The organism is Hyphomonas johnsonii MHS-2, assembly GCF_000685275.1.
Taxonomy (GTDB): Bacteria; Pseudomonadota; Alphaproteobacteria; order Caulobacterales; family Hyphomonadaceae; genus Hyphomonas; species Hyphomonas johnsonii.
Genome location: NZ_ARYK01000001.1, coordinates 910,908 through 936,725, shown reverse-complemented (window position 1 = coordinate 936,725; position 25,818 = coordinate 910,908). Strand labels below are relative to the sequence as shown.

Genomic DNA, 25,818 nt, shown 5'->3' with positions numbered 1-25,818 from the left:
GCTAAAGCGCCCGAATGCCAGATAAATCCACGATACTCGCCCACCTGACAGCGACCCAGGACGAGCCTCAGGGCCTCGAACACGGCATCAAGGCCGACGAGTGGGAACGCCTCGTCACGCGCCTTGAGCGCAAGCCGAACCTCGTTGAACTCGGCATTTATTCCGTCATGTGGTCGGAACATTGCTCGTACAAGTCGTCCCGGCGGCACCTGTCGAAATTCCCGACCAAAAACGCCCGCGTCATCCAGGGGCCCGGCGAAAATGCCGGCGTGATCGACATCGGCGATGGTCAGGCCGCCATCTTCAAGATGGAGAGTCACAACCACCCGTCCTACATCGAGCCCTACCAGGGCGCAGCGACCGGTGTCGGCGGCATCCTGCGCGACGTGTTCACGATGGGCGCACGGCCGATTGCGCTGGTCAACGCCCTGCGTTTCGGCGACCCGAGCCACCCCAAGACCCGCAGCCTCGTTGCGGGCGTTGTCGCGGGCATTGGTGGCTATGGCAATTGCGTCGGCGTACCTACGGTCGCGGGCGAAACCCAGTTCGATGCGGGCTACAATGGCAACATCCTGGTCAACGCGATGGCCGTTGGCATCGCCGACCAGGACAAGATTTTCTATGCGCGCGGTGCCACCGCCGGGAACCCCATCTTCTATGTCGGCTCCAAGACCGGTCGGGATGGAATCCACGGTGCGACCATGGCGTCTGCCGAATTCTCCGAGGGTGACGAAGAGAAGCGCCCGACCGTGCAGGTCGGCGATCCGTTTACGGAGAAGCTTCTGATCGAAGCCTGCCTCGAGCTGATGGCAACCGATGCCATCCAGGCCATTCAGGACATGGGTGCGGCTGGCCTCACATCATCGTCCGTCGAAATGGCAGCCAGCGGCGGCGTCAACGGCGAAGGCATTGGCGTGGTCATGGACCTCGACAAGGTACCTCAACGTGAAGAGGGCATGACCGCCTACGAAATCATGCTGTCGGAAAGCCAGGAGCGCATGCTCATGGTGCTTTTCCCGGACAAGATCGACATGGCGAAGGCCATCTTCGACAAGTACGATCTTTCGGCCGAAGTCATCGGCGAAACCACCGATACCGGCCACCTCGTGCTCACGCAATTTGGCCAGGTCGTCTGCGATATCCCGGTCGCGCCGCTCGCCGAAGATGCGCCCAATTACGACCGGCCATGGGTTGAGCCACCCAGGCGTGCGGCGCTCGACATCTCGAAATACCTGGCACCGGAAGACCCTGGCGCCATCCTTGAGAAACTCATGTCCTGCCCTGACATGGCCTCCAAACGCTGGATCTGGGAACAGTATGACCGCCACGTGATGGCCGACACGATCGACAGCAGCCAGAGCATGGGAAATGCGGCCATCGTCCGCATTCACGGCACGAACAAGGCGCTCGCCATCTGTTCCGACTGCAACCCGCATTACGTTGCGGCCGATCCGTATGAAGGCGGCAAGCAGGTGGTGGCGGAAGCCTATCGCAATCTCTCGTCAGTTGGCGCAACGCCCATTGCGATCACCGACAACCTGAATTTCGGCAATCCCGAAAAGCCCGCGACAATGGGCTATATCGTGAAAGCGATCGAAGGCATGGCGGAAGCCTGCCGCGTGCTCGACTTCCCTGTCGTGTCCGGCAACGTCTCACTCTACAACGAGACTGATGGCGTCGCCATTCCACCAACGCCCGTCGTCGGCGGTGTCGGCCTCATCGAAGATCTTGACCATGTTGCAACTTTGCGCGGCGCACAGCCCGGCGACATTCTCGTGCTCGTGGGCAGCACCGAGGGGCATATGGGCGCGAGCCTCTACGCGCGCGAGCAACTCGGCCTCACCGGCGAGGCACTCGGCGCACCGCCGCCGGTTGACCTGGCAGCCGAGATTCGTCACAGCGCGTTCGTGCGCTCGCTGATCCAGAGTGGTGTCGTGAGCGCCGTTCACGATCTCAGCGATGGGGGGCTTGCATGCGCCGCCGCCGAGCTTGCGCTTGGTTCGGGTCATGGCCTGACTCTCGATGTCGGCATGGAGCGTCTCGGCCGCACCGGGGGCAACCTGATCCCGTTCCTGTTCGGAGAGGACCAGGGCCGCTACCTGCTCGCCGTGAAAGCGGGTCAGGAGAACCGGTTTCACGAAATGGCGGATGAACGGGCCGACGTGCCCGTCCTGATGATCGGCAGCGTCGAGACCGATGGCGCCAACGGCCAGATCACGTTCTCGACCAACGTGCGTGCCGGAGAGGCAATCCGCGTTTCGCTCGCACAACTACGCAGCGCGCACGAAGGCTGGCTTCCGGGCTACATGAACAAGGTCGACTAGTCGCCGGCCGTCTCACCGGCAATCACATCAAGTTCGGCATCTGCTGCCAGCGCCGCCATCACAAGCGTATCGCCCACCCGCGCAAAAAAATCTGGCGTGATGTTCACGTAGTCATCGCTCGGCTGATGGTAGCCGGCGTGGTTTTCCACGCTGAAGAACAGGAATGGAATCCCGATGTCACGGAAGACCGACTGGTCTGATTGCGTCGTCCAGTCGTCCTGCACGCCAAGCGCAGGGTCGTCATGGCCGGGAATCACCATCACTGGTGCCTCTGCCGCGACACGCTCGACCAGGGGCAACAGGAACGGATAATGGAACGGCCCTGCGACATAAAGCTCGCCAGCGTCCGACCGGCTGACCATGTCGAAGTTCAGATTCAGCGCGACGCGCCCCATCGGCACGCTTGAATCTGCCACGAGAGCATGGGCTCCGAGCAGCCCGACCTCCTCTCCGTCGAGTGCTACGAAGACAATGTCGTGCACCGGTTTGTGGTGCGAGAAATAGTGCGCCAGGGCGACAAGCGCTGCCGTCCCGGACGCGTTGTCGTCTGCACCATTGTAGATTTCGCCATCGATGATTCCGAGATGATCATAGTGCGCCGTGATGAGCAGCGCCGGGCCATCACTGTCGCCCTCGATCCATCCGACGACATTGGCACCATTCACAGGCATTGCGTCATCTGCGTCGGGCATTGCCGTGAACGGGTGAATGAAACTGGTGCCGTACCGATTCAGGCCCAGGGTCTCGAAGCGCTTCTGAATGAAATCGCGCGCCGCTTCATTGCCGCGCGTGCCCGTTGCCCGGCCCTCCAGCGCGTCGCTGGACAGCGTCTCGGTCAGGCGCAGCATGGCCCCGGCGTCGATATAATGCGCCTGGTACTGGACGAGGCTTGGCGCTTCGCTCTCGTGGTCGAGCGACAACAGGACCCCGCCGATAAGCACGGCGGCAAGACCGAGGAATGCTGTAACGATCCACGATTTCCTGCTGTTCATTGCCGCGGTGTCCGTTCTCCGAGCTTGACCCTGAACGAGCCTGCGCCCATTTGCCTAGCTCAATTGAGGAGACGCTGCCATGGCGATGACCCGCGACAATCTGCTCGGATACCTGACTGACGCCTTTCCGGATGCCGAGATCACGCTGACTGATCTCGCCGGCGACGACAATCACTGGCAGGCCGAAATCGTCAGCCAGAAGTTCTCCGGCCTGACGCGGGTGAAACAACACCAGCTGGTCTATGCCGCGCTCAAGGGCACGATGGGCGGCGAACTGCACGCCCTCGCCCTGAAGACGAGGGCGCCGTCTGCGCCTTAACTGGCGACGAGGAAGTCCCGTTTGCCAAGTACAACGCCTTGATGACGCAACAGGCCGTACGCCATTGATACATGGAAGAACATGTTCGCAAGGACGAACGATGTGAGGTACTGGCGCCCCTCCATCGGCACGGTTTGCGGGCCAAGCGGGATCTGGAGAGTCTCTCTTTCGCTTGCATTGATCTTCGCGTCATCCGTCGAGTTGACGAATGCAAGCGCCGCATCGCACCGCGCCATCAGCTCTGCAAAGGTCGTTTCCGTGTCGGGAAACTCCGGAAGGTCCACACCAGACAGGCGCGCTGCCCCGCGCGCGGCATTGTCACAGGCAATCTGAACCTGACGGCCCATCGGCAGCATGTCGGGATAGAGCCTGGCGGCGAGGAACACAGCGTCTTCGACATCCGTGGCGCGGGCATGCGCTTCCGCTTTCTTGAGATTGGCGCGCATTGCGCCAAGCATCTGGTTCGTCGATGTTTTCAGGACGTAGGACAGCGTATCGTTCATGTCGGGAGACTCCATTCGATGGCGCATACATAGAGCCTGAACCCTGAAAGAACCAATCATTCTTTTCTCCGTTCAGAGATTGACGCCTGCCGCCGGAAACTGCCACGAAAGGACAAAGCAAATTCAAGGAGACAGGAACCCATGTTGCGTCTTTCACTCGCCACGAGCGCCATTGCGCTGACCATCGCGCTCGCCAGTTGCGCCGCCCCCAAGGAAGCAGTCGACGTCACAACGACCACACTTACGGAAGCACCGCCTGAAGCGGATCAGGTTGCTGACGCCACCGCCTTCATGGCGCGCGCGGAGCAGGAACTGTCGGACATGTCTGACGAAGCGAGCCTGGTCTTCTGGGCCCAGGCCACGAACATCACGGATGAGACCAACGCTGCGGCAGCCGAAGCCGGCGCCAAAGCGACGAAACTGGCCGTTTCCCTGGCCAACGAGTCCAAGCAGTTCGACATCGACACGCTGCCGCCGGAACTCGCGCGCAAGATGCAGCGCTTGCGCAGCGGCATCACGATCCCCGCGCCCTCGACACCCGGAGCGGCCGACGAATTGTCAAAGATCACCACCGACCTGGACGCCACGTATGGCACCGGCAAGTTCAACTACAAGGGCAAGGACCTGACGCTTGATGAATTGTCGACGATCATTGAAACGTCGCGCGATCCGGAAGAGCTCAAGGCCGTCTGGGAAGGCTGGCGAACGGTTTCGCCGCCGATGAAGGCGCCTTATGCCCGCATGGTCGAGATTGCCAATGAAGGGGCGCAGGAACTCGGCTATCCAAGCCTCGACCAGATGTGGCTGTCGAACTACGACATGGCACCGGAACAGATGGAACAGGAAGTTGACCGGCTCTGGAGCCAGGTCGAACCACTCTATGAAGAGCTGCACTGCTACACGCGCATGAAGCTCAATGAAAAATACGGCGACGATGTCCAGCCTGCTACAGGGCCGATCCGGGCCGACCTGCTCGGAAACATGTGGGCCCAGGACTGGGCCGCGATCTATGACGTCGTGAAGACGGACACACCCGGTCCAAGCTACAATCTCACCACGCGTCTCGGCGAAAAGGGCTATGACGCGATCCGGATGGTGAAAACCGGCGAGGCGTTTTTCACGTCACTCGGCTTTGCGCCGCTGCCAGAAACCTTCTGGGAGCGTTCGATGATCACCCGGCCCGAGGATCGCGAAGTGGTCTGCCACGCCTCGGCCTGGGATGTCGACAACATGGACGACGTGCGGATCAAGATGTGCACCGAGGTCAATGAGGAAGACTTCGACACGGTCCATCATGAACTCGGACACAATTTCTACCAGCGCGCCTACAAGGATCAGGACTTCCTCTATAAGGACGGAGCCCATGACGGCTTCCACGAAGCCATTGGCGATTTCATCGGGCTGTCGATCACCCCTGAATACCTTAAGCAGATCGGCTTGATCGATGAGAGCGAAATGCCGCCAGCAGACGCTGACACGGCGCTCCTTCTCAACGTCGCCCTCAAGAAGGTCGCCTTCCTGCCATTTGCGCTCACAGTCGACGGCTGGCGCTGGGATGTACTGTCGGGCAAGACCGCACCGGAAGACTACAATGACGCATGGTGGGCGAAACGCCTCGAACTGCAGGGCATCGTGCCCCCAGGCGAACGCCCCGCCGGCGCATTCGACCCGGGCGCGAAGTACCACATTCCAGGCAACACGCCTTACCTGCGCTACTTCCTGTCATACGTGATGCAGTTCCAGTTCCACAAAGCAGCCTGCGAGCAGGCTGGCTGGGAAGGCCCGCTTCACCGCTGTTCGATCTACAACAACAAGGAAGTCGGCCAGCGCTTCAACGCGATGATGGAAATGGGCGCATCGAAGCCTTGGCCTGATGCTCTGGAATCGTTCACGGGCACACGCGAGATGGATGGCAGCGCAATTGTCGAGTATTTCGATCCGCTGATGACCTACCTGAAGGAAGAGACCAAGGACCAGACCTGCGGGTGGGATGCACCTGCAGTCGAATAGTCGCACAGCGGGGCGGCCTGCTTGACGCGGGCCGCTCCGCACCACACATGTCTGGCTAATGCGCTATCCAGGACCTCAACATGACTGACCAGACCACGCTCGATGCTATCGAAACAGCCGTCAAATCAAACGATGTCGTGCTTTTCATGAAGGGCACGCCCACCTTCCCGCAATGCGGATTCTCGTCGGTCGTCGTTCAGATGCTCGATTATCTCGGCGTCGAATACGTATCGACCAATGTGCTGGAAGACGCCGCCGTGCGTGAAGGCATCAAGGTCTACTCGCAATGGCCGACCATTCCCCAGCTGTATGTGAAGGGTGAATTTGTCGGCGGGTGTGACATCGTCAAGGAAATGTTCGAAAGCGGCGAACTCCGCGATTTCTTTACCGAACAGGGCGTCGCAATCGAAGCCGCCTGACTTCACCCGAACAGAAACAGGCCCGCGAGCAGGACAAGCGGGATAATCGACATACCAAACAGGTTGCGCGCGAAGGCGTAGGTACCGATCCACTTGTCGATCCGCGGATCGCCGGTCGTCTCGGTTCGCGTGACCATTTCCACGGACTCGCCCTTGATGACCGTATCGTCGGACAGGATGTATTTCTGCAGCGAGCCCTCTGTCAGCAGCGCGCCGAAATAGAACAGGCCGCTGAATGTGATGCTCGCGAACGCAAAGCACATGACGAATGGTGCCAATTCCGGCCGGTGCAATTGCCCCATCAGCCAAAGTGACACGCCGAAAACAACCAGGCCCGCCAACAGGGCGATCAACTGCAGGCGCCTCAATTTCCTGAAATCAGGTTTGTCCGTCATTGGCGTGTCCCCCCGCAGTCAGGCGCACACCTTACCAGATTCGACGGGGTTTCGCAGCCGGCGGGCCACGCGCTTCAGTTCCGGGATATCCCGTCCGGGACTGCGTATGCACTGTCGATGCATCCAGCGCAAGAGTCCGGCCTCAGGCCGAGCGGCACCATCATCACGCTGACACTGAACAACAGGCCCATCAGGTATCCTTTGCGCCGGCGGAACGGCATGGGATAGCAGGCCCGCGCCGACTTGCGCCACTGGCGCAGCACGTAGACCACCAGATACAGGCCCACGGCCGAAGCCAGCCAATACAGAATGCCTGTGCCGAACCAAGCCATGAATTCCTCCTGCCGCCTCCAGCCATCACCCTACACGGCTTGGGTTTTGGTTAGAAAAAGCAGGTCGACAGAATTTCAGCGCGCCTGTTTACGTCCGGTTAGCCGTTCGAACAGGCATGGCGGCTGATACAAGCCGCTCGCAAACCCGTTCCGATGTGCTAAAGCGCGCGCCATGACCATCACCACAACTCGCACTTCCGCGCCGAAAGTCGGCATCGTCTCGCTAGGTTGCCCGAAGGCGCTTGTGGATTCCGAGCGGATCATTACCCGCCTGCGCGCCGAAGGGTACCAGATTGCGCCCGACTATGCCGGGGCAGACCTGGTTCTGGTCAACACGTGCGGGTTCCTCGACAGTGCGCGCACCGAAAGCCTGGAAGCGATCGGTGAAGCCATCGAGGCGAATGGCAAGGTGATTGTCACCGGCTGCCTCGGCGCTGAACCCGATGTGATCGAGCAGGCCCATCCCAAGGTGCTCGCCATTACCGGGCCGCATCAGTACGAAGACGTCATGGCGGCGGTCCACACGCACCTGACACCCCCACACAACCCCCACATGGACCTCGTTCCGGAAGCTGGCCTGCGCCTCACGCCGCGCCACTATGCCTACCTCAAAATATCCGAAGGCTGTAACAATCGCTGCAGTTTCTGCATCATCCCGAAACTCCGCGGCGACCTGGTTTCCCGCCCCATCCACCATGTTCTCACCGAAGCAGAGCAACTCGTCCGCGCCGGTGTAAAGGAACTCCTGGTGATCAGCCAGGATACGTCGGCCTACGGCCTCGATGTGCGCTACAAGCCTGAAACATGGCGAGGCAGCGCCTATGAGACTCGCTTCCTTGATCTTGCGAAGGGCCTCGGCAGCCTCGGCGTGTGGACACGCCTGCACTACGTCTACCCCTACCCCCACGTCGATCAGGTCATCCCCCTGATGGCCGAAGGCCTGATCACCCCCTATCTCGACATCCCGTTTCAGCACGCCTCGGCAAATGTCCTCAAGGCCATGAAGCGCCCCGCCAAACAGGACCGCGTCCTTGAACGCATCCAGCAATGGCGTCGGGATGTGCCGGATCTTGCCATCAGGTCGACCTTCATTGTCGGGTTCCCGGGCGAAACCGAAGAGGATTTCGAAATTTTGCTCGACTTTGTCCGCGAGGCCAAAATCGACCGCGCCGGTTGTTTCCGTTATGAAAACGTCGCCCACGCCGACAGTCGCGCCCTGCCTGGGCACGTTCCGGACGAGGTCAAGCAATCCCGCTGGGAGCGCTTCATGGAAACGCAGGCCGAGGTCTCCGCCGACCGCGCAAAGCGCCAGGTCGGCACCCTCCAGGACGTCATCCTGGACGGCCCCGGTGACGAACCGGGCGAAATGATCGGCCGCACCAAGGCAGACGCCCCGGAAGTTGATGGCATTGTTCACCTGACCGGCGCCGCCAACTTCAAAGCCGGCGATATCGTTTCAGTCAGAATCACGGATTCCGACGCCTACGACCTCTACGGCGCGCCCGCCTGATTTCAGGGCCCTGTTTCATTTCGATTTTTGACATATTGAAAAACAATATGTTGACATATCGTAATTCGATATATTTAGTGGCGCCAGATCGAACTGGAGCCTCATCATGATGAAACCTGTCCTGACCCTGCTGGCCACGACCGCCCTCCTGGCACCGCTGGCCCTCGCCGAAACCAAGTCATTCCCTGCGGGTGATTTTTCATCCATCAATGCCCGTGGTCCGATTGATGTCGAATTCCAGACCGGCCCGGTGCCCTCGATTATCGTCGAACAGGACGACGGCGACTTCAGCGATATCTACATCGAGCAGGAGGGCTCCGAGCTAAACCTCGGCCGCAACAGCCTCCGCGACAAGAAAGGCTGGGCACGAAACGTCTCGGTCAACGTCAAGAACGGCCGGAAAATCATCAAGATCAACGGCAAGCGGGTCCCGACCTACACCGTGCGCGTCACCGCGCCGGCGCTGGACGGCGCGGCTGCGTCCCAGTCCGCCCGCCTCGACGCGACGGGGATCGCCAGCAACGCTTTTTCGGGGTCTGTCTCATCCAGTGCCGACCTCTCGCTTTCGGGAACTGCCGCGTCGGCAGACCTGCGCGGATCGTCCAGCGGCGACCTCGACGCCAGCGCCTTTCTTGCGGAGTCCCTGACGCTGGATGCGTCGTCCAGCTCGGACATAAGGGCCGCCGTCGGCGGTGGATCACTGGACCTTGAGGCCTCATCCAGCACGGATGTCGAGGTGACCGCCGCGAACACCGCGCAAGTCGTGATCGATGCATCGTCCAGCGCTGACGTCATCATCAGCGGCACGTGCAAGGACATCAATATCTCGGCGTCCTCGAGCGCCGACGTCGAAGCGGATGATCTCGACTGCGTCTCGGGTGACATCCAGGCCAGCAGCGGCGCCGATATCTCCACGTCGCTTTCAGGTTCCGTCAAGGCCCGCGCATCAAGTGGCGCGGATATTTCCGTGCACGGCAACCCGGCCTCTCGCGATGTCCAGGAATCCAGCGGCGGCGATATCGACTTCAACGGCTAACCCAAGACAAGGACGTCCAGCATGCGCAAGCCACTCCTAGCGGCCCTCACCCTCGCCCTCCTCGCCCCCCTGCATGCCCTCGCGGGCACAACGGAAACCTACAACTATTCCGGTTTTGACGAGCTCGACATCTCGGCAGGGGTCGACGTCACGTTCGTTGCCGCGCCTGAATATTCGGTCGAGATCGAGTTCGAACAAGGCGGTCCGGACGACATGAAGCTCCGCCAGGACGGCAAGCGCCTTTTCGTATCCCAGAAGACGATGAGAAACTGGCGCCATGACGTTAAAGCCAAAGTCCGCATCTCGGCGCCGACGCTTCGGGAAATCGAAGCGAGCTCCGGATCCAGCATCAAGGCAAGCGGACTGGCGGCGGAGCTGTTGACCATTGATGCATCCAGTGGCGCCTCGATCATTGCAGATGGCGAATGCGGGTCGATGAAGATTGTTGCCAATTCCGGCGGCAATGCACAGGCTCGAAAGGTCGAATGCCGGAAAGTTGCCGCGAATGCGAGCAGCGGTGGGTCAGCCAGCGCCTATGCCAGTGAAGCAGCCCACAGCCATACATCCAGCGGCGGTTCGGTCGACATCTATGGCAATCCGGCTGACCGGGAAGCCAACAACCCGGTTTCAGGCGGCTCGACGAATTTCCACTAGACGATCGTGAAGTCGCCGGCATCGTGACCCGGGTCCGGCCATTCAAGGTCCATGTCTTCCAGCGCGCCGCGTACCAGCCGCGCGATCATGGCGTTTCGCCGGGAACGGCTGTCGGACGGAATCACGTACCAGGGGGCATGGCGTGTGGAACACCGTGACAAGGCCGTCTCATAGGCAGCCATGAAGTCTGACCACAAAGCACGATCTTCCAGATCGGCCGGATTGAATTTCCACCGCTTGTGCGGTTCGATCAGGCGCTCCTGGAGCCGGATGCCCTGCTCTGCATAGCCAACGTTCAGCATGCATTTGACGATGACAACACCATTTTCGGTGAGGTGCTTTTCGAAGGCATTGATTTGGGCGTAGCGCTCGGCAATCGCTTCAGGTGGAGCGAACCCCCGCACCTTGACGACCAGGACGTCCTCGTAGTGGGACCGGTCAAAAATGCCGATATGGCCTTTCCGCGGCACTGCATCATGGACGCGCCAGAGATAATCGCGGGCGAGTTCGTTCGTACTTGGCGCCTTGAACGCCTTGACTTCCATGCCGAGGGGCGTCGTGTCGGCGAACACGCCCTTGATCGTCCCGGACTTGCCGGCAGTGTCCATTCCCTGCAGCACCACGAGGACCGACCGCTTCTTCCCGGCGTACAGCCTGTCCTTCAATTCATTGATGACCGCCGCGTCCTTTTTCAGGCTGGTTTTCGCATTTTCCTTGTCTTCGAACAGGGACCGGTCACCTGTGTCCCGCGCGGCCAGGTCGAACGGCTTCCCATGCGGGACGATAAGTGTGCGGCGCACCTGGCTGATGCTGGGTATCGGCATGTGGGAGGCTCCAAATACAAAAAGGCCGCTCCAGTCTGGCGCGGCCTTTCTAAAACTACAAGAAAAACAAGTGCATCAGGACGAGTAGAATTCGACCACCTGCGCCGGTTCCATCTGGACCGGATAGGGCACGTCGGCCAGTTCCGGCACGCGGACGAACGTCGCCGACATCGCCTTGGGGTCAACGTCCACGTATTCCGGGAGGTCGCGTTCCGGGCTGCCGAGCGCTTCGAGTACGAGGGCAATGTTGCGCGACTTTTCGCGAATCTGGACCACATCACCCGGTTTCAGGCGAGCCGATCCAATATTGCAACGACGACCATTGACCGTGACATGGCCATGGTTGACGAACTGGCGGGCGGCAAAGATCGTCGGAACAAACTTCGCGCGATACACGAACGCTTCAAGGCGTGATTCGAGCAGGCCGATCAGGTTCTCGGCTGCGTTGCCCTTCATCCGGCTGGCTTCGACGTACACACGTGAGAACTGCTTCTCGGTGATATCGCCGTAATAGCCCTTCAGCTTCTGCTTCGCCATGAGCTGCATACCAAAGTCGGACACTTTGCTGCGGCGGTTCTGGCCGTGCTGTCCAGGCTTGTAGTTACGCTTGTTGACGGGAGACTTCGGACGGCCCCAGATATTTTCGCCGACCCGACGGTCGATCTTGTACTTCGCGCTGTGGCGACGTGACATGGTAGTACCTCGTTTTCAGCGCGGGCCGGTGGGCGATGTTCGATCACGCCCACGATTTCAACGGCGGCTCCGCACCACCCCGTAGATAAGGGGCGGGTAAAACACCAAATTGACGGCAGCGTCAAGCCGTGCCCCTGTTGCAGCAGCAGCGAGGCTGCAGATAATATTCACGGGAGCACAACATGGCATCACTTGAGGGGCGCGTCGCGATCGTTACCGGCGCTGCGAGCGGCATTGGCCGGGCGGCCGCGGTCAGCCTGGCGGCAGAAGGCGCGTCAGTCCTTGCGACTGATTTGGACGAAGCTGGCGCCAAGGACACTGCAACGCTGATCACCGGCTCAGGCGGCACCGCCCACGCGGCCGTTCAGGACGTTACCGACGAAGCGCGCTGGGACGCCATAATGGGCCTCTGCCGGACTGAATTGGGAGCTGCGTCAATCCTTGTGAACAATGCCGGCATCGCGATCGGCGGCGCGATCATGGAATTCAGCCTCGCTGACTGGAAAAAGCAGATGTCGGTCAATCTGGACAGCGTATTCCTTGGTACGCGTGCAGCCATGCGCGAAATGCAGAAGACCGGCGGGTCCATCATCAACATTTCGTCGGTCGCGGGGCTACGCGGCTCGGCGAACCTCGGCGCATATTGCGCGAGCAAGGGCGGCGTCCGGCTGTTCACGAAGGCCGCGGCTGTCGAATGTGCCCGTTTGGGCCTTCCGATCCGGGTAAACTCTGTCCATCCCGGCATCATCGATACGCCGATCTGGCAGAAGTCCATCACCGGCATGATGGACGGCTTGCCGGCAGAACAAGTGGAAGCGATGCAATTGCAGGCGGGAGCCAATGCCATCAGCGCTGAAGCGATTGCACTGGCATCGACACCGATGGGGCGCGCAGGACGACCTGACGAAGTTGCGAATCTGATCGTGTTCCTGGCGAGTGATGCCTCAAGCTACATTACCGGGCAGGAACACGTCGTGGATGGGGCGATGATGGCGTAACGGGCGCGAATTTTGCAATCTCCACGGCCACGGTTGGCAAACGGCATGTAGTGGGCAAGTCATGATTGAAATCACAGTCGTCATACCCTGCTACAACAATGCGGCGACCATTGAGGCAGCAATTCTCAGTGCGCTGCGCCAGACCGTGCCGACACAGGTCATCGTCGTCGATGACGGCTCGTCCGATGAAACCGTACCAAAGGTGCAGGTCCTGGCGGCCAGCGAGCCCAATCTTGCCCTGCTGATCCAACCTCAGAACCGCGGACCGTCAGCCGCCCGCAATCGGGCGATATCAATGGTCGAGACGGAGTGGATCGCAATCCTTGATGGCGATGATTTCATGCATGAGGATCGGCTGCGACGCTTGCTGGAGATTGCCGAAGACAAGCATTTCGACTTCCTGGCAGATGACCTGATACGGGTCGATCCAGGCCCCGACCCGAAACGAGGTTCACGCCTCTGGTCAGATCAGCCGATCGGTCTCGTAGAGCTCGATCTCGCGCGGTTCGCACGCGAGAACATCGACAAATACACCGGAAGCCGCCGGGAACTTGGATATCTGAAGCCGATCATGCGGACAGGCTTCCTCCGTTCGAACTCCATTTCCTACAATGAGAGCATGCGCCTGTCGGAAGATTACGACCTGTATGCCCGCGCCCTTGTGGCCGGGGCCAGGTTCGGCGTCGTGGATCCCTGCGGATATTTCTCCGTGGACTACCCCAATTCCCTGTCGAAAGAATATGCGGCCAGTGACCTCAGGAAAATCCTGGATCGGGACATCGAGCTGTTGCGCCATCCCGACCTAAGTCCGGATGCACGCAAGGCCGTTGCCGAACACAAAACGCTTGCCCACAAGCAATGGGCCTGGATGCACCTGATCGAAATGAAGCGGGACCGTAACCTCACTGGCGCACTCGCTGTTATTGCCGTGCCTCCGCAAGTCATGGGCGCGCTCATACTGCGCACGGCCCGTCACCTGGCTGGCCTGGAACCGGTGCCGAGTTCAGCCGGCGGAGAACACGCCCTGGATCAGGGCGTAGCCGCGTTGCTTGCAGCAACAGGCGGTTGCGAGCCTGCATAGACCGCACTCTTCACCAGACTGATGGCTTCCTGCCTGCGCCCCTGCACGATCATCGTCGATGCCTGAACGGCACGCAGGGCCAACCTCGGCATCAGGATTGCCAGAATGCCGATATAGGCCAGCGCCCCGAGGGGAACCAGAATCGCCAACTTGACCAGCGGCTCCATCGCCACTGGCAGCTGATGCATGCAGAGCCATACAATTGCCCCCATGGCGAAGGATGCGACCAATGCCTGCCAACCTGCAACGACTTGGCGGTGCATCGGGAATCCGATCACCGATTTGACGGCGTATGCACCGAGCGCCCAGATCAGGAATGTCTTCACCAGCAGCGCCAGAGCAACAGCCTCAAGGCCGAACTGGATCGTCGCCAGGACAAACACGACCGAAAGGGCGAGACCTGTGGTGAACATCTTGAGCGTCCAGTCGACCCTGCCCACACCGTTCAGCACGCCTGTATTGAAGGCTGACGTAGGCGCGCGGATGCCGCTGAGCAGGGAAATCTGGATCACGGTTACGGCAGGTACCCACTGCCCGCCAAACACGAAAGGCACAGCGATCGGCGCGATCACTGCAGCGCCAATGAATGCCGGATAGACAACGAGTGCGGCGAGGCGCATTGCGCCCTCCATCGCACGATGCAGCGTTGGCAAGTCGTTCTGGGCTTGCGATGCAACCGGCAGCGAGACGGCGGCGAACGGCGTGACAAGCGCGGCGCGTGCCTGGTCCAGCATCCGCACCGACATGTTGTACATACCCAAAGCAGCCGGCCCCAATGCACCACCGATGAATACCCGCGGCAGTGCCTGGTCCACCGCAAGTACGAGTTTGGAAAGAACGTTCCTGGAATTGAACTGGGTCAATTCGCGTGTCTCGACCCAGGTCGATTGAAACGAAGGCCGCCACCTGGCGAGTATCGCAAAAGCGACCAGGCGAATGACCCGGCGCGATATTTCCATGAAGACCAGTGCCCAGGCGCTTTTCAACAATATTGCGAGGGTCACACCGATCACGGCCGCAGATATCGTGCCGATAACGTCCACGATGGTGATCTCTCGATAGCGGAGATCTCGCTGCAGAAGTGCGGAGGGAACCGAAGTCAGCGCACCGAGGAAGAGGACAATGGAAAACATCCGGATCATCGGCGCCAGCGCCGGCTCATCGAACCCTTGGGCAATGAGTGGCGCAAGCAGATTGACACCGCCCCAGAAAATGAAGGCGAGAACCAGGGATTGGATGAAAATCGAGTTGACGTGCCCGTCTCGCAGGTCCGGGCGCTGGATGAGCGAGTCATTCAGGCTGTCCGAGGCGAAAATCTCCGGAATCGCAAATACGACCAGCGTCATGCCGTAGATGCCAAAATCCATCGGCGACAGGATTCGAGCAATGAATACGAGCGACAGCATGCCACCGATCAATCCGATCCAGTTACCCAGAGCGTTGAGGATGACGGCTTTGCCAGCGCGTCGAAGCAAGGATTGTGACATTACAAGGACCCAAATCGTCGAATGGACCGCCCCAGTGAGGCAGGCTCAGGGTTGAAATCACGGGAAGCCTTCGAGGCGGCCTTCCGCAATTTGTTCATTATCAGGAAATAGCTGACGGATCGCCAAATTTTCATTCCAAATAGCTCGGATCGCACTTTCCATCTCAGGCCGCGTGCCAACGGGGCGACGACTTCCGCCGCTGCGGGCGACGTCGCCGCCAACTTGCAGAGTTCATCAATGAGCTTCGGATCCCGAAGGATTTCTTCGCACCCGTATTTTGAGGAGAAAGCGCCGCGGAGTATGGCAATTTCTGCCTTCGTCAATGGTTCCTGACTGGTTGCGACGGCCGAACGCAGATCTGCCAGTGTCAGATTCCAAAGCTTCTTGCGTGCCATGACCGACGCTCGGCGAAGCAGAGCCTGCCGGTGCATGACGGGATTCATGTCCGAACGCCCCTTCTTGAGGTACTCGTGCAGCCTTAGTTGCGGGTAGCATTTCTGAAAAATGATCTTGTCAAAACTGGACCAGGCCGAATCCCGGCTGGAGGCTGGAACGGGTTTTGAATCTGTTCCTCGGATACCATCGTGAAGCCGCTGGTGGAACACGACCTCGTTGGTCGCCACCGTTGTGGCCACCCGGGCAAGACGGATCAACATGTCATAGTCCTGCGACCTGATGAGCTCCTCGTTGAACGCTCCGACCCGGTCATAGAGTTCCTTGCGGGCGATCATGCCCTGTTGGTGCGCAAACATGTCGTCCAGTGTTTCTGCCAGGAATTCGTCGGATCCGCAGGTCCGCCAGTAGCCGGTCCCGAAACTGCGAGTCCTTCCGAAACCGTCTATTCTGAAGCGATCATGTCTTCCATAGGCCAAATCCGCGCCTGGTTTCGCCTCAAGCATGCCAACTAGAACCTCAAGGGCGTTCGGCGAAGCAATATCATCATCATCGAATATCCAGACCAGGCCACCGCTCACGTGTCGCATGCCAAGGTTCAAGGCCGATGCCTTGCCACCATTTGACTTAGAAATAACGCGGATCTTCCCCTGATAGGGCTTCAAAACGTCAAGCGTGTCGTCGGTGGAGCCGTCATTTATAACGATGATTTCATGTGCTGGCCGGGTCTGTGCGAGCACGGACTCAAGGCTCTCGACGAGCAATGCCGATCGGTTAAAGGTCGGAATCAGGACAGTCACGTCGTTATTTGGCATGCGTCCCCCTGATGTTTCAGTCTGTCAGTGCCGATTCGGCCAGATCGCCGCGCCGGAGCATGGCACCAGAATTGCTCTGTCTGACAGAAGCAATTAGCGCGCCAAGTCGGGATCCAGAACATTATGCAACGATATAAACCTCTCATTAAACACAGCGCCGGTCGAAAATGAAAATCGCGTTCTTCGTCAATGCCTTTCCGATGATGTCCGAGGCGTTCATCGCCAACAGTGCCGCTGCGTTGATGGACGCAGGACATTCTGTCGACATATTCGGGCTTGGAAACGTTCAGCCGACGGGCTGCTCCGTCGAAGCGGCAGCAATTGATGAAATGGACGCCCACACCTTTAATGCCCGCTGGCCGCGCTCGCGTGCCGGACGGCTCGCCGAACTCCCTTCGGCGCTAAGCAAAATATCAAAGAATGGGGGACTTTCCTCACTTCGGCGCCTTCGCCCGGCCATTTACCGGCGGACATTCGCCGACCTTTCTGCAGTCTATCAGGCAAGCGCGATCGAGGGGCCGGGTGCTTATGACATCCTCCATTGCCAGTTTGCGACATTGGCGGAAGACGTAATCAAGCATCGAAAGGCGGGATTCCTGTCGGGAAACATCGTCGTCAATTTCCGGGGCTATGACATTACGGAAACCGTCGATGCAGTAGGCCCGCAGGTCTATGACCACGTCTGGGACGAAGCGGCGAGCTTCATCGCCAACTGTGACTATTTCAAAGACCGTGCTGTGGCGATCGGATGCCCGAGTGACCGTATCGAAGTGATCGGTTCCGGAATCCGGTTGGAGAATTTCCCGTTTGAGCCTGCGTCGCCACCTGCCGGGAACGCATTGCGATTTCTCATGGTCGGACGTCTGATTGAACGGAAAGGCTTTCATGTAGCCCTGCGCGCACTCGCCAGCTTCTCGGCGCAGTCGTCGGCGCGCATACACGTCGACATCGTAGGGGACGGCGCCATGCGTGCGGAACTGGAAGCCCTCGCACACGCGCTCGGGCTTGGCCAATCCGTCAGGTTTCACGGCGCCCGCACACACTCCGAAATCGCAGATTTCATCCGGCGCACAGACGTCTTCCTTGCACCCTCCATGACGAGCGCAACAGGCGGCCAGGACGCACCCGTCAATACGCTCAAGGAAGCCATGGCAATTGGACGCCCCGTCATCGCGACGTACCATGGTGGCATCCCGGAACTCGTCATCGAGGGAGAGACCGGGGCGATGGCCGATGAGGCCGACGTCTCAAGCCTGTGTGCCGCAATCGAGCGCCTGACCGCTGCCCCGTCAGCCTGGCCGGCAATCGTCAAGCGTGCCCGGCGCAAGGTCGAAGACATGTACGGCCTCGACAAGTGTACCGACAAGCTTGTCAGCCACTATGAGAAATGCCTGGCGCGCGCCAACGACAACGCCGAACCTGTTAACAACAACGCCTTGAGGATGATCGCAACATGACCGATTCAACACCGAGCCAGCCCAATGTCACCATCATCGTGACTGCCCGCGACCGTTTCAGCCTGGCGGTGCGGGCGCTGGAAAATCTTGTCGCTGTCACGAAGCCGCCTTTCGAACTGATCTATATCGACGCGGGCAGCCCGACCAGAGTCGCATCCGAATTGGAACGCATCTGCGCGGAAAACAGCTTTCGTTACGAGCGGTTCGAGCACTTCCTCAGCCCTTGCCAATCACGCAACCGGGGACACCATCTCGCGCAGACTAAGTATGTCGCTTTCATTGAAAATGACGTGATGGCGTCGGAAGGCTGGCTGGAAGCCCTCATTAAATGTGCGGATGAGACGGGTGCTGAGGTCGTCCAGCCACTGCTTTGCCAGGGCGTTCCACTCCACACCGAAATTCACCAGGCTGGCGGGAACTTTACGGACGACCTCGATGCTTTCTTCAATGGTCCGGCCGAAGCTCACCGCCTCACCGACAAGCACCTGAACCATCAGGGTAAACGAGTCGACGAAGTGGAATTGTCGCGCACCGAAACCCAGGTCTGCGAGGTCCACTGCATTCTCGTTCGGCGTGACGTATTCGAACGCTTCGGCGACTTCGACGAGAACATGCCGTGCTCCAAGGACCATGTGGATTTCAGCGTCACGGTCTGGGCAAACGGCGGCCGCATCATGCTCGAGCCTTCGTCCATTGTCACATTCTGCCATCCAGATCGCACACACCCTGTGGAGCCCATGGATCGCAAGCTGTTCATTCTTCGCTGGTCGCCAGCGTGGCAGCGCAAAAGCCTCGACCATTTCCGGACGAAATGGGGGCTGGAGTCCGATCCATACTTCAAGAAATATGAGAAGCTGATGACCTGGCGTTACCGCGACGGGGTCGTGCGCCCTCTGGTTCGAAAGCTGCCGCTGATCGGGCACAGCCACAAGGTCCAGAGCCTGGCCACTATTGCATTGCTTCCCGCGATCAAGGCGATGGGAACGCGTCTGGGCAACCAGCAGGCCGCCCAGACGGCCAATTGGGACAGTCGTAAAGTCTAGGCTCGCATGAGCCATCCCGATCGCACCGGTTCACGACCGTCTGGCCGGAACCGGTAACGAGGGGGCGCGCGCTACATGCTGGACAGGCCGAGCCAGCCGGCAATGATGTTGCGCTGCATGTCGTTGGTGCCGGAATAGATGGTACCAGCCATTGCATCCCGTAGCGCCCGTTCAGCACCATACTCGGTCATCAGGCCGTAGCCGCCCAGAACCCGCACAGTATCAATGGCCGTTTCCAACAGGGCTTCGCTCGTGAAGAGCTTGGCCATGGATGCATCGAGGCCCACAGCCTTCGATGTCTCAAGGCGCATGGCGGCCCGGTAGGTCAACAGGCGAGCCGCTTCCAGGCGCACCTTCATGTCCACGATCCTGTGTGACACTGCCTGGTTCTGGCCGATCAGTTTACCGAAGGAAGAGCGCGTCTTGGCATAGTCGATCGACTTCTCAAGAAGGCGCTCCATCTTGCCAAGATGCGCCGCGACGAGGCATGTCCGCTCCCATTCCATCGATTGATTGAAGATGGGTCCACCCGCGCCCACCTTCCCGATTATGGCGCTCTCCGGCACTCTGACGTCCTCGAACACCAGCTCTCCGATTGGGCAAGTGCGAAGGGCAGACTTGTCGAAGGCCTGTCCCGGCATGAAACCCGGCGTGCCTTTGTCGACGAGGAAACCTGTGATGCCGCCGAGATATCCCTTTGTGTCGTCGGTACGGGCATAGACGACGGCGACATCTGCGATCGGACCATTCGAGCTGAAAGTCTTGACGCCGTTGATGATGTAATCATCGCCGTCTCGCCGGGCACGGGTGCGCATATTGAAAGCGTCCGAGCCGCTTTCCGGTTCGGTCATCGCGTTCACCGCGATACGGCGACCGCTGCAAAGATCCGGCAGGTAACGCTCCTTCTGCTCCTGCGTCCCGTACTTCCAGATGGGAGTCACACATGCCAGCAGGTGCGCACAGACTGCGAATACGAGACCGGAGTCTTCGCATCCGTAGCCCAACGCCTCAATCGCAATTGCCGTCGTCAGGGAGTCGAGATTCGCGCCGCCGAATTCTTCAGGTACAGTGAGGCCTTGCAGGCCCATATCCCCGCACTTCAGCCAGAGATCACGTGGGAACGTCTTCGCCGCGTCACGTTCCACGACGTCATGATTCAATTCCTTTCGCGCAAACTTGATGATCTGATCGCGCAATGCGCGCTGGTCGGCATTGAAGCTGAAGTCCATTATGCAATTTCCTTTAAACGCTGATAGTCGACCTTGTCGGTCGACGTCTTGGGTAGTTCGGGCAGGCAGACGAATTTGTCTGGCGCCATGTAGTAAGGCAGGTTCTGCGAACAGAACTTTTTCAGTTTGAGGAGCGATGGCGGGGCTTCATCCGACCAAACATAGTAAGCGCGGATCTCGAGCCCGGCTTCCCCCATGTCGGCAGCCAGAACGGCCGCTTCGGGAATGGAAGGATGCTTGTGTAGCGCTGCTTCAATTTCGCCGAGTTCAACCCGGAACCCGCGGCGCTTCACCATGCGGTCGCGCCGCCCGACGAACTTGATGTCGCCGGATGCCAGTTCCATCACGATGTCGCCGGTGCGATACCACTTAATGCCGTCCACGTCCGTGAAGGCCGCTGAATTGTGCTCCGGCAGTTTCCAGTAGTTCAACATCACCGAACTGCCGCTTACCAGCAACTCACCTTGTGACCCTGGCGAGACAGGCGTGTTGTCCGGCTCGGCAACGAGGAGCGTGTCCCCTGAGCAAGCCTTGCCGATGGGCAACACGTAATCGGCGTCATCCGGTATCTGGCTTGGGACCTTGAAAAAGGTGCAGACGTTTGTCTCGGTCGGGCCGTAGAGGTTGTAATAGACCGGCTTGGGCCAGATCCCCATCAATCCGCGCAGATGTTTGGTCGGAAAAACCTCGCCTGCGAAATTCACGATGCGTAGCGATGAGCAATCCCGCGTCTCGGGTTTGCCAAAGTCAACGATCAGACGAAGTATTGACGGCGTCGAATACCAGATCGTGATCCGATGCTTTTCTATCAGCTCCGGCAGGCGCGCAGGTTGCTTGCCGGTTTCCGAGTTGATGAGCACGACGGAGGCGCCATGCTTCAGCGGGACATAGATGTCCAGGATTGACAGGTCGAAATGGAACGGAGCGTGGGAGCTGAATCGATCGCTCGCGACCGGCTGAAACTCGTCCGAGACCCAATCCACAAAAGCGAGTGCGGTTTTGTGCGAATGCATCACGCCTTTCGGCTGCCCTGTCGAACCGGATGTGTAGAGGATGTAGGCAAGGCCTTCGACAAGCCCGGATTGGTCTTCAGGCGCCCGGTCACGGGCCAGGACAACAAAGTCCACCGGCTCTTCGCCCGCCATGGGAAACTCATGCATGGCCCAGGGACCACCTTCAAGCTTCGCCTGCAATTCATCCGCGACCGCGCGTTCGACAATGATCGCCATTGCCGCGCAATTGGAAAAAATATAGCCATTCCGTTCGGCAGGCGCACTGTAGTCCACCGGAACGTAAGCAGCCCCTGCCTTCAGGACTCCGAACACCGCGCCCAGCGCATTGATCGTTTTACGGAGGCACAGGCCCACCCGGTCGCCGGCTTGTACATTCAAGGCCCGCAACGCCGCGCTCACACGATCAGAGTGATCGTCCAATCCCGCATAGGTAATGGTTTGCCCCGCCGAAGATATTGCTGCGACGGCCCCGGGTGTCCGGCGGGCCGAATTTGACACAAGTTCTTCCAGACGCATGATTGTCCCCACTCTACCGTATATTCGAAACCTATCCTAAAGCATGAATCGTACCAGCACTCCCGAGGCGCCACAGGCAAGCCTCGTTGCTGGTCTACTCCCACCCCGGCAAGTTCGCACAGGGCAGATTGGCCCCGTTGTTGCCTGCGGACGTCACCATGTTACACGTTCGGGTCAATCCGGCACATTGCGCGCCTATCATAGGAGAAAATAGTGGACAAGAATAAGATCAAGGAAGCGGTTCGGGACTTTATCGTCGCGCAGTTCCTGCCAGGAGAAGATCCTGAAAGCCTAACGGACGACACGCTTCTGGTGACAGATGGTGTGCTGGACTCGCTGGGCAGCCTCAAGCTCGTCGCCTTCCTGGAAGAGACTTTCGGAATATCGGTCGATGCGCATGAAGTGGACGTTGAGCACCTCGACACGCTCGAGCTGATCGCCCAGATGGTCGTCGCCAAGGGTGGCTGACTGACCGACAAGGGCCTGCTCAGGTCCGATTCGTAGTCGACAAATGCGGCCTTCACGGAATTTCCGATGAAGGCCGCATTTTTAATCACAAAATTGCTTCATCCCGGAAAGCCCTGCTTCATCTCAAATTAGCCAAGCACTCGAAAATTCGCCTGCAGATGTCTTCGCTTAAGGCGAAGCATTAATATTTGGGATCAAACATTGCATTCCATCAACCGGATGTCGCATATGCTGGGCCGCGGTCGGCAAGGAACTTGCTTTGTTGCCAGCCACATGCTCCGGGGGTCGGGAGCCCAGTACAGTAGCCTAAGGGGAGAGAGATGGAAGTCTCGACACAATCAAGTTCGGATTCCGTAGAAACGGCCGAGCGTTCGGTTCCAAACAAATGGGGCCCTTCCGTCCTGATCATTATCGCCGCGATCGCGATCTTTGCGGTGTTCGCAGAAAACCACTTGTCTGCGGCCGAGAACTTCTCGCTGCAGGGGAAATTGATCGTCGCCGGATTCGGCGGCGTCATGGGTCTTGGCATCCTTTGGGAAATCGCCAGCGGGCAACGGACCTTCGCCGAAACCATGCGCTTCTGGTCAGTTGTTCTTCTGGTCGGCATCACCACCTGGGCGATCCGTATCTACGAGATCGAGAGCACGGCCTTCTACAAGTTCATTGCGCCGCTCACCTTGTCCGGCTTCATCATCAACCATTATCTGCCGACCAGCCTGCGCCGCCCATTCTTCCTCGGCCTCGGCCTCGTCGCCATCATCGGCGTATTCGGTGTTGTCAGCATCCCCGCTGCGGTCGGCCTGATCGGCGCCAGCCTCGTGCTGATCGGCATATGCCACCTGCCCGTCTCGATCTGGATTCGGCTCGCGCTGCTGCTCGCCTGCACGGCAGGCCTTGCTGCGTTCCGATCCGGCTTCGTCTATACCGGCTGGGTGATGGCCATCTTGCCGGTTCTCGCTGCGATATTCATGTTCCGCCTGGCGATCTATCTTTACGACATTTCCAACGGCAAAGGGCCGAAGAACATCTGGGACCGGTTGAGCTATTTCTTCCTGTTCCCGAACATCGTGTTCCCGTTCTTTCCCGCTGTGGATTACTCCACCTATGGGCGCACCTATTATAATGATGAAGCGACCCGCATTTACCGTCACGGTGCCACCTATATCCTGCGCGGCTTCGTCCACCTGCTGCTCTATCGACTGATCCACGTCGAGTACGTCCTCGGCATGAATGAGGTCACCAGCGCACTTGGTTTCCTGCAATACGTGGTTTCGAATTTCGGCCTCTACCTCAAGGTTTCGGGCCTCTTCCACCTGATCGTCGGCCTGATCGTTCTGTTCGGCTACAATCTGCCTGAAACGCACTCGCGCTTCTACTTCTCGACCAGCTTCATCGACTTCTGGCGCCGTATCAACATCTACTGGAAAGACTTCATGCAGAAGATGGTCTTCAACCCATCCTACATGGTGTTCAAGAAGATGGGCGTGCCTCACATGACCGGCGTCATGCTGGCGATCGCGACGGTGTTCATAGCGACATGGGCACTGCATGCCTATCAATGGTACTGGTTGACCGGTACGGTCCTCTTAACCCTCCCGGACGTGCTGTTCTGGTTGATCCTTGGCGCGTTGCTGATCGGGCAAACCTGGCTTGAGGCCCGTCCCAAGAGCAAGCAGCCATCGCCGATCGCCTTCATTCCACCGAAGGTGACGCTGGTGATCCGCACGGTCTCAACCTTCCTGTTCATCTGTATCCTGTGGTCGTTCTGGACGAGTCCGACGGCGCATGACTGGGTGGACATGGTCGCCCGGGCGGGTCTTGCCCCGGCATTCACGGATATTAGTGCCGCAACCCCGGCCGACTGGGGCGTCACGCTCGCCTCCGCTGCGATCGGCATCCTTCTCTGCGTGATCACGTTGGGCATCCATTTCGGCCTGGCGAAGCCGGCTCCGCGCGTCAAACGCAACCTCGCCAAGAAGAAAAAGGATTTCTATGGCGCAATCGTTCTCTGTGGCGCGATCGCCGTCGGCCTTGTCGCCCTACAGAATCCCAAGGTGCACGACACCATCGGTGCCCGGCAGCTGGCAGAAGATATCGGTGCATCGAAGCTGAATGCGCAGGACCAGATCATGCTGGAGCGTGGCTATTATGAAGGCCTGATTTCCAGCCAACGGTTCAATGGCGAACTCTGGGAATTCTTCATGCAGAACCCCGGTCAGGCGCACAAGATGCAGGAAGATTACGAAGGCGTCCACTTCGTCGATTCCTACATGGAACGCGAATATGTTCCGAACGCTACGTATTCGGCTGCCGGAGTCACCACGCCCACCAACCAGTGGGGCATGGATGACTACGACTATCCGTTGACGAAGCCAGAAGGCGCCTATCGCGTCGCCATCCTCGGCGCATCCCGGACCCGTGGACGCGGGGTGGAACGTGACAAGCGCTTTACATCCCTGCTGCGTCAGGACTTCGAAAACGAGTCGGCTCGCCCTAACGCAAAATACGAGATGATGAACTTCTCGTTCGATGGCCAAGTCGCGGCCCAACGTGTGATGGAATATGAATCGAAGGTCCGCAAGTTCCGTCCTGACATTGTCTTCTTTGTCGCGGGAATCAGGGATTCCATCTTCGATCACCATGCCCGCATGATTCGACAAGGCGTCCCGATGCCCTGGCCGTTCCTTGACGACATCAATGCTCGGGCGGGTCTCAACAGCTCGATGACTGATACAGAAATCTCCCGCCGACTGGCACCCTATCGGCTCGAGTTTGTCCAGAACGTCTACAAGATGCTCGGTAAAGACCTAGAGGCTGACGGTATTCGCGGTGTATGGATCTACGTCCCGAGCGTGGACGATGATATCCGCGAACACGAAGCGCCGCCGCCGGTCCTGGAGCAATATGCCAGGGATGCGGGTTTCGAAACCATCAATCTGGCAAACCTGTTCGATGGCCTGCCCAACCGGGATGATTACCGCATCTCACGCTTCGACACCCATCCGAACGAGGCTGGCCACAGGCTCATCGCAGACGCCATCAGCAAGGGCTTGAAGGAGCTCGACCTGAACGGACGCATCAACATGGGGCTTTCCGCAAGTTCTGATGCCCCCGAAGGCACTGACGAACCTGCGCCTGAGCAATAGCAACGCTTTACGCGTCGGCTTTTGTTGACCAGGTCACGCACCATTCCGGGAGCGCCAGAGTGCTGGCGCTCCCGGGGCAAGCGAAATGAACTGCGACGGCAGGCACCGCGGCAGCGGGTATGAATTTATTTCAGAAATACAGACGGCTTGCCACGCTCAGC

General features: G+C 59.3%; 23 protein-coding genes. 13 read left to right on the top strand and 10 right to left on the bottom strand.

Features of this window, described 5'->3' with window-relative positions; all coding sequences use genetic code 11:
* The first annotated feature begins 14 nt into the window (after positions 1–14).
* Positions 15–2,324, top strand: coding sequence for a phosphoribosylformylglycinamidine synthase subunit PurL (gene purL / locus HJO_RS04395; RefSeq protein ID WP_051618178.1), 2,310 nt, complete (start codon positions 15–17; stop codon positions 2,322–2,324).
* Here the strand turns inward: purL and HJO_RS04390 are convergent.
* Positions 2,321–3,316 carry a M28 family peptidase gene (locus HJO_RS04390; RefSeq protein ID WP_051618176.1) on the bottom strand — a complete coding sequence of 332 codons (996 nt, stop codon included), beginning with the start codon at positions 3,314–3,316 and terminating at the stop codon, positions 2,321–2,323. The two genes, purL and HJO_RS04390, sit on opposite strands and share 4 nt — an antisense overlap.
* Before the next feature lie 79 nt (positions 3,317–3,395).
* Here HJO_RS04390 and HJO_RS04385 point away from each other — a divergent pair, with 79 nt between their 5' ends.
* On the top strand, positions 3,396–3,635 hold the full coding sequence (locus HJO_RS04385; RefSeq protein WP_035613839.1) for a BolA/IbaG family iron-sulfur metabolism protein: 240 nt from the start codon (positions 3,396–3,398) through the stop codon (positions 3,633–3,635).
* Here HJO_RS04385 and HJO_RS04380 read toward each other — a convergent pair.
* Entirely contained in the window at positions 3,632–4,138 is a 507-nt protein-coding gene (locus HJO_RS04380; protein ID WP_051618260.1) for a DUF1993 domain-containing protein, read from the bottom strand. The genes HJO_RS04385 and HJO_RS04380 overlap by 4 nt on opposite strands.
* A gap of 141 nt (positions 4,139–4,279) precedes the next feature.
* Here HJO_RS04380 and HJO_RS04375 point away from each other — a divergent pair, with 141 nt between their 5' ends.
* Both HJO_RS04375 and grxD read left to right on the top strand, forming a co-directional pair.
* Positions 4,280–6,148, top strand: a complete 1,869-nt coding sequence (locus tag HJO_RS04375) for a M2 family metallopeptidase (protein ID WP_035613837.1) — start codon at positions 4,280–4,282, stop codon at positions 6,146–6,148.
* Positions 6,149–6,228: 80 nt separating this feature from the next.
* Positions 6,229–6,567 carry a Grx4 family monothiol glutaredoxin gene (gene grxD / locus HJO_RS04370; RefSeq protein WP_035613835.1) on the top strand — a complete coding sequence of 113 codons (339 nt, stop codon included), beginning with the start codon at positions 6,229–6,231 and terminating at the stop codon, positions 6,565–6,567.
* Between the two features lie 2 nt (positions 6,568–6,569).
* Here the strand turns inward: grxD and HJO_RS04365 are convergent, their stop codons facing one another.
* Positions 6,570–6,962 carry a hypothetical protein gene (locus HJO_RS04365; protein WP_156945412.1) on the bottom strand — a complete coding sequence of 131 codons (393 nt, stop codon included), beginning with the start codon at positions 6,960–6,962 and terminating at the stop codon, positions 6,570–6,572.
* Positions 6,963–7,036: 74 nt separating this feature from the next.
* The gene (locus HJO_RS04360; protein ID WP_035613832.1) at positions 7,037–7,294 is read right to left on the bottom strand and encodes a hypothetical protein; all 258 of its coding nucleotides are present in this window, start codon (positions 7,292–7,294) and stop codon (positions 7,037–7,039) included.
* A gap of 172 nt (positions 7,295–7,466) precedes the next feature.
* On the opposite strand from HJO_RS04360, the gene rimO reads away from it, so the two are divergent.
* The 3 genes from rimO (at position 7,467) to HJO_RS04345 (ending at position 10,494) form a co-directional block, all read left to right on the top strand.
* A complete protein-coding gene (gene rimO, locus HJO_RS04355; protein ID WP_035613830.1) occupies positions 7,467–8,804 on the top strand; it encodes a 30S ribosomal protein S12 methylthiotransferase RimO in 1,338 nt (445 codons plus the stop codon).
* A gap of 106 nt (positions 8,805–8,910) precedes the next feature.
* Positions 8,911–9,840, top strand: a complete 930-nt coding sequence (locus HJO_RS17540; protein WP_051618174.1) for a GIN domain-containing protein — start codon at positions 8,911–8,913, stop codon at positions 9,838–9,840.
* Positions 9,841–9,861: 21 nt separating this feature from the next.
* The gene (locus tag HJO_RS04345) at positions 9,862–10,494 is read left to right on the top strand and encodes a GIN domain-containing protein (protein WP_035613829.1); all 633 of its coding nucleotides are present in this window, start codon (positions 9,862–9,864) and stop codon (positions 10,492–10,494) included.
* On the opposite strand, the gene HJO_RS04340 is transcribed toward HJO_RS04345, so the two are convergent.
* Together HJO_RS04340 and rpsD are read right to left on the bottom strand one after the other, a co-directional pair.
* Entirely contained in the window at positions 10,491–11,318 is an 828-nt protein-coding gene (locus HJO_RS04340) for a polyphosphate kinase 2 family protein (RefSeq protein ID WP_035613827.1), read from the bottom strand. The two genes, HJO_RS04345 and HJO_RS04340, sit on opposite strands and share 4 nt — an antisense overlap.
* Positions 11,319–11,393: 75 nt before the next feature.
* Complete coding sequence (rpsD, locus tag HJO_RS04335; protein ID WP_035613825.1) at positions 11,394–12,011, bottom strand: 30S ribosomal protein S4; 618 nt, start codon at positions 12,009–12,011, stop codon at positions 11,394–11,396.
* Between the two features lie 182 nt (positions 12,012–12,193).
* On the opposite strand from rpsD, the gene HJO_RS04330 reads away from it, so the two are divergent.
* Both HJO_RS04330 and HJO_RS04325 read left to right on the top strand, forming a co-directional pair.
* On the top strand, positions 12,194–13,009 hold the full coding sequence (locus HJO_RS04330; protein ID WP_035613824.1) for an SDR family NAD(P)-dependent oxidoreductase: 816 nt from the start codon (positions 12,194–12,196) through the stop codon (positions 13,007–13,009).
* A gap of 61 nt (positions 13,010–13,070) precedes the next feature.
* A complete protein-coding gene (locus tag HJO_RS04325) occupies positions 13,071–14,090 on the top strand; it encodes a glycosyltransferase family 2 protein (protein ID WP_051618172.1) in 1,020 nt (339 codons plus the stop codon).
* Here HJO_RS04325 and HJO_RS04320 read toward each other — a convergent pair.
* Together HJO_RS04320 and HJO_RS04315 are read right to left on the bottom strand one after the other, a co-directional pair.
* On the bottom strand, positions 14,039–15,577 hold the full coding sequence (locus tag HJO_RS04320) for a lipopolysaccharide biosynthesis protein (protein WP_035613822.1): 1,539 nt from the start codon (positions 15,575–15,577) through the stop codon (positions 14,039–14,041). The genes HJO_RS04325 and HJO_RS04320 overlap by 52 nt on opposite strands.
* The gene (locus tag HJO_RS04315) at positions 15,577–16,785 is read right to left on the bottom strand and encodes a glycosyltransferase family 2 protein (protein WP_051618170.1); all 1,209 of its coding nucleotides are present in this window, start codon (positions 16,783–16,785) and stop codon (positions 15,577–15,579) included. The genes HJO_RS04320 and HJO_RS04315 overlap by 1 nt, the downstream gene beginning before the upstream one ends.
* A gap of 167 nt (positions 16,786–16,952) precedes the next feature.
* On the opposite strand from HJO_RS04315, the gene HJO_RS04310 reads away from it, so the two are divergent.
* A complete protein-coding gene (locus HJO_RS04310; protein WP_035613820.1) occupies positions 16,953–18,242 on the top strand; it encodes a glycosyltransferase in 1,290 nt (429 codons plus the stop codon).
* Positions 18,239–19,285, top strand: a complete 1,047-nt coding sequence (locus HJO_RS04305; protein ID WP_051618168.1) for a glycosyltransferase family 2 protein — start codon at positions 18,239–18,241, stop codon at positions 19,283–19,285. The genes HJO_RS04310 and HJO_RS04305 overlap by 4 nt, the downstream gene beginning before the upstream one ends.
* A 71-nt stretch (positions 19,286–19,356) precedes the next feature.
* Here HJO_RS04305 and HJO_RS04300 read toward each other — a convergent pair whose 3' ends face one another.
* On the bottom strand, positions 19,357–20,514 hold the full coding sequence (locus HJO_RS04300) for an acyl-CoA dehydrogenase family protein (RefSeq protein ID WP_035613818.1): 1,158 nt from the start codon (positions 20,512–20,514) through the stop codon (positions 19,357–19,359).
* Positions 20,514–22,043, bottom strand: coding sequence for an amino acid adenylation domain-containing protein (locus tag HJO_RS04295; RefSeq protein ID WP_035613815.1), 1,530 nt, complete (start codon positions 22,041–22,043; stop codon positions 20,514–20,516). Before HJO_RS04295 ends, HJO_RS04300 begins: the two co-directional genes overlap by 1 nt.
* 213 nt (positions 22,044–22,256) lie before the next feature.
* On the opposite strand from HJO_RS04295, the gene HJO_RS04290 reads away from it, so the two are divergent.
* Together HJO_RS04290 and HJO_RS04285 are read left to right on the top strand one after the other, a co-directional pair.
* Positions 22,257–22,511, top strand: coding sequence for an acyl carrier protein (locus HJO_RS04290; RefSeq protein WP_035613813.1), 255 nt, complete (start codon positions 22,257–22,259; stop codon positions 22,509–22,511).
* A 320-nt stretch (positions 22,512–22,831) separates the two neighbouring features.
* Complete coding sequence (locus tag HJO_RS04285; protein WP_035613811.1) at positions 22,832–25,657, top strand: SGNH/GDSL hydrolase family protein; 2,826 nt, start codon at positions 22,832–22,834, stop codon at positions 25,655–25,657.
* Positions 25,658–25,818 lie beyond the last annotated feature (161 nt).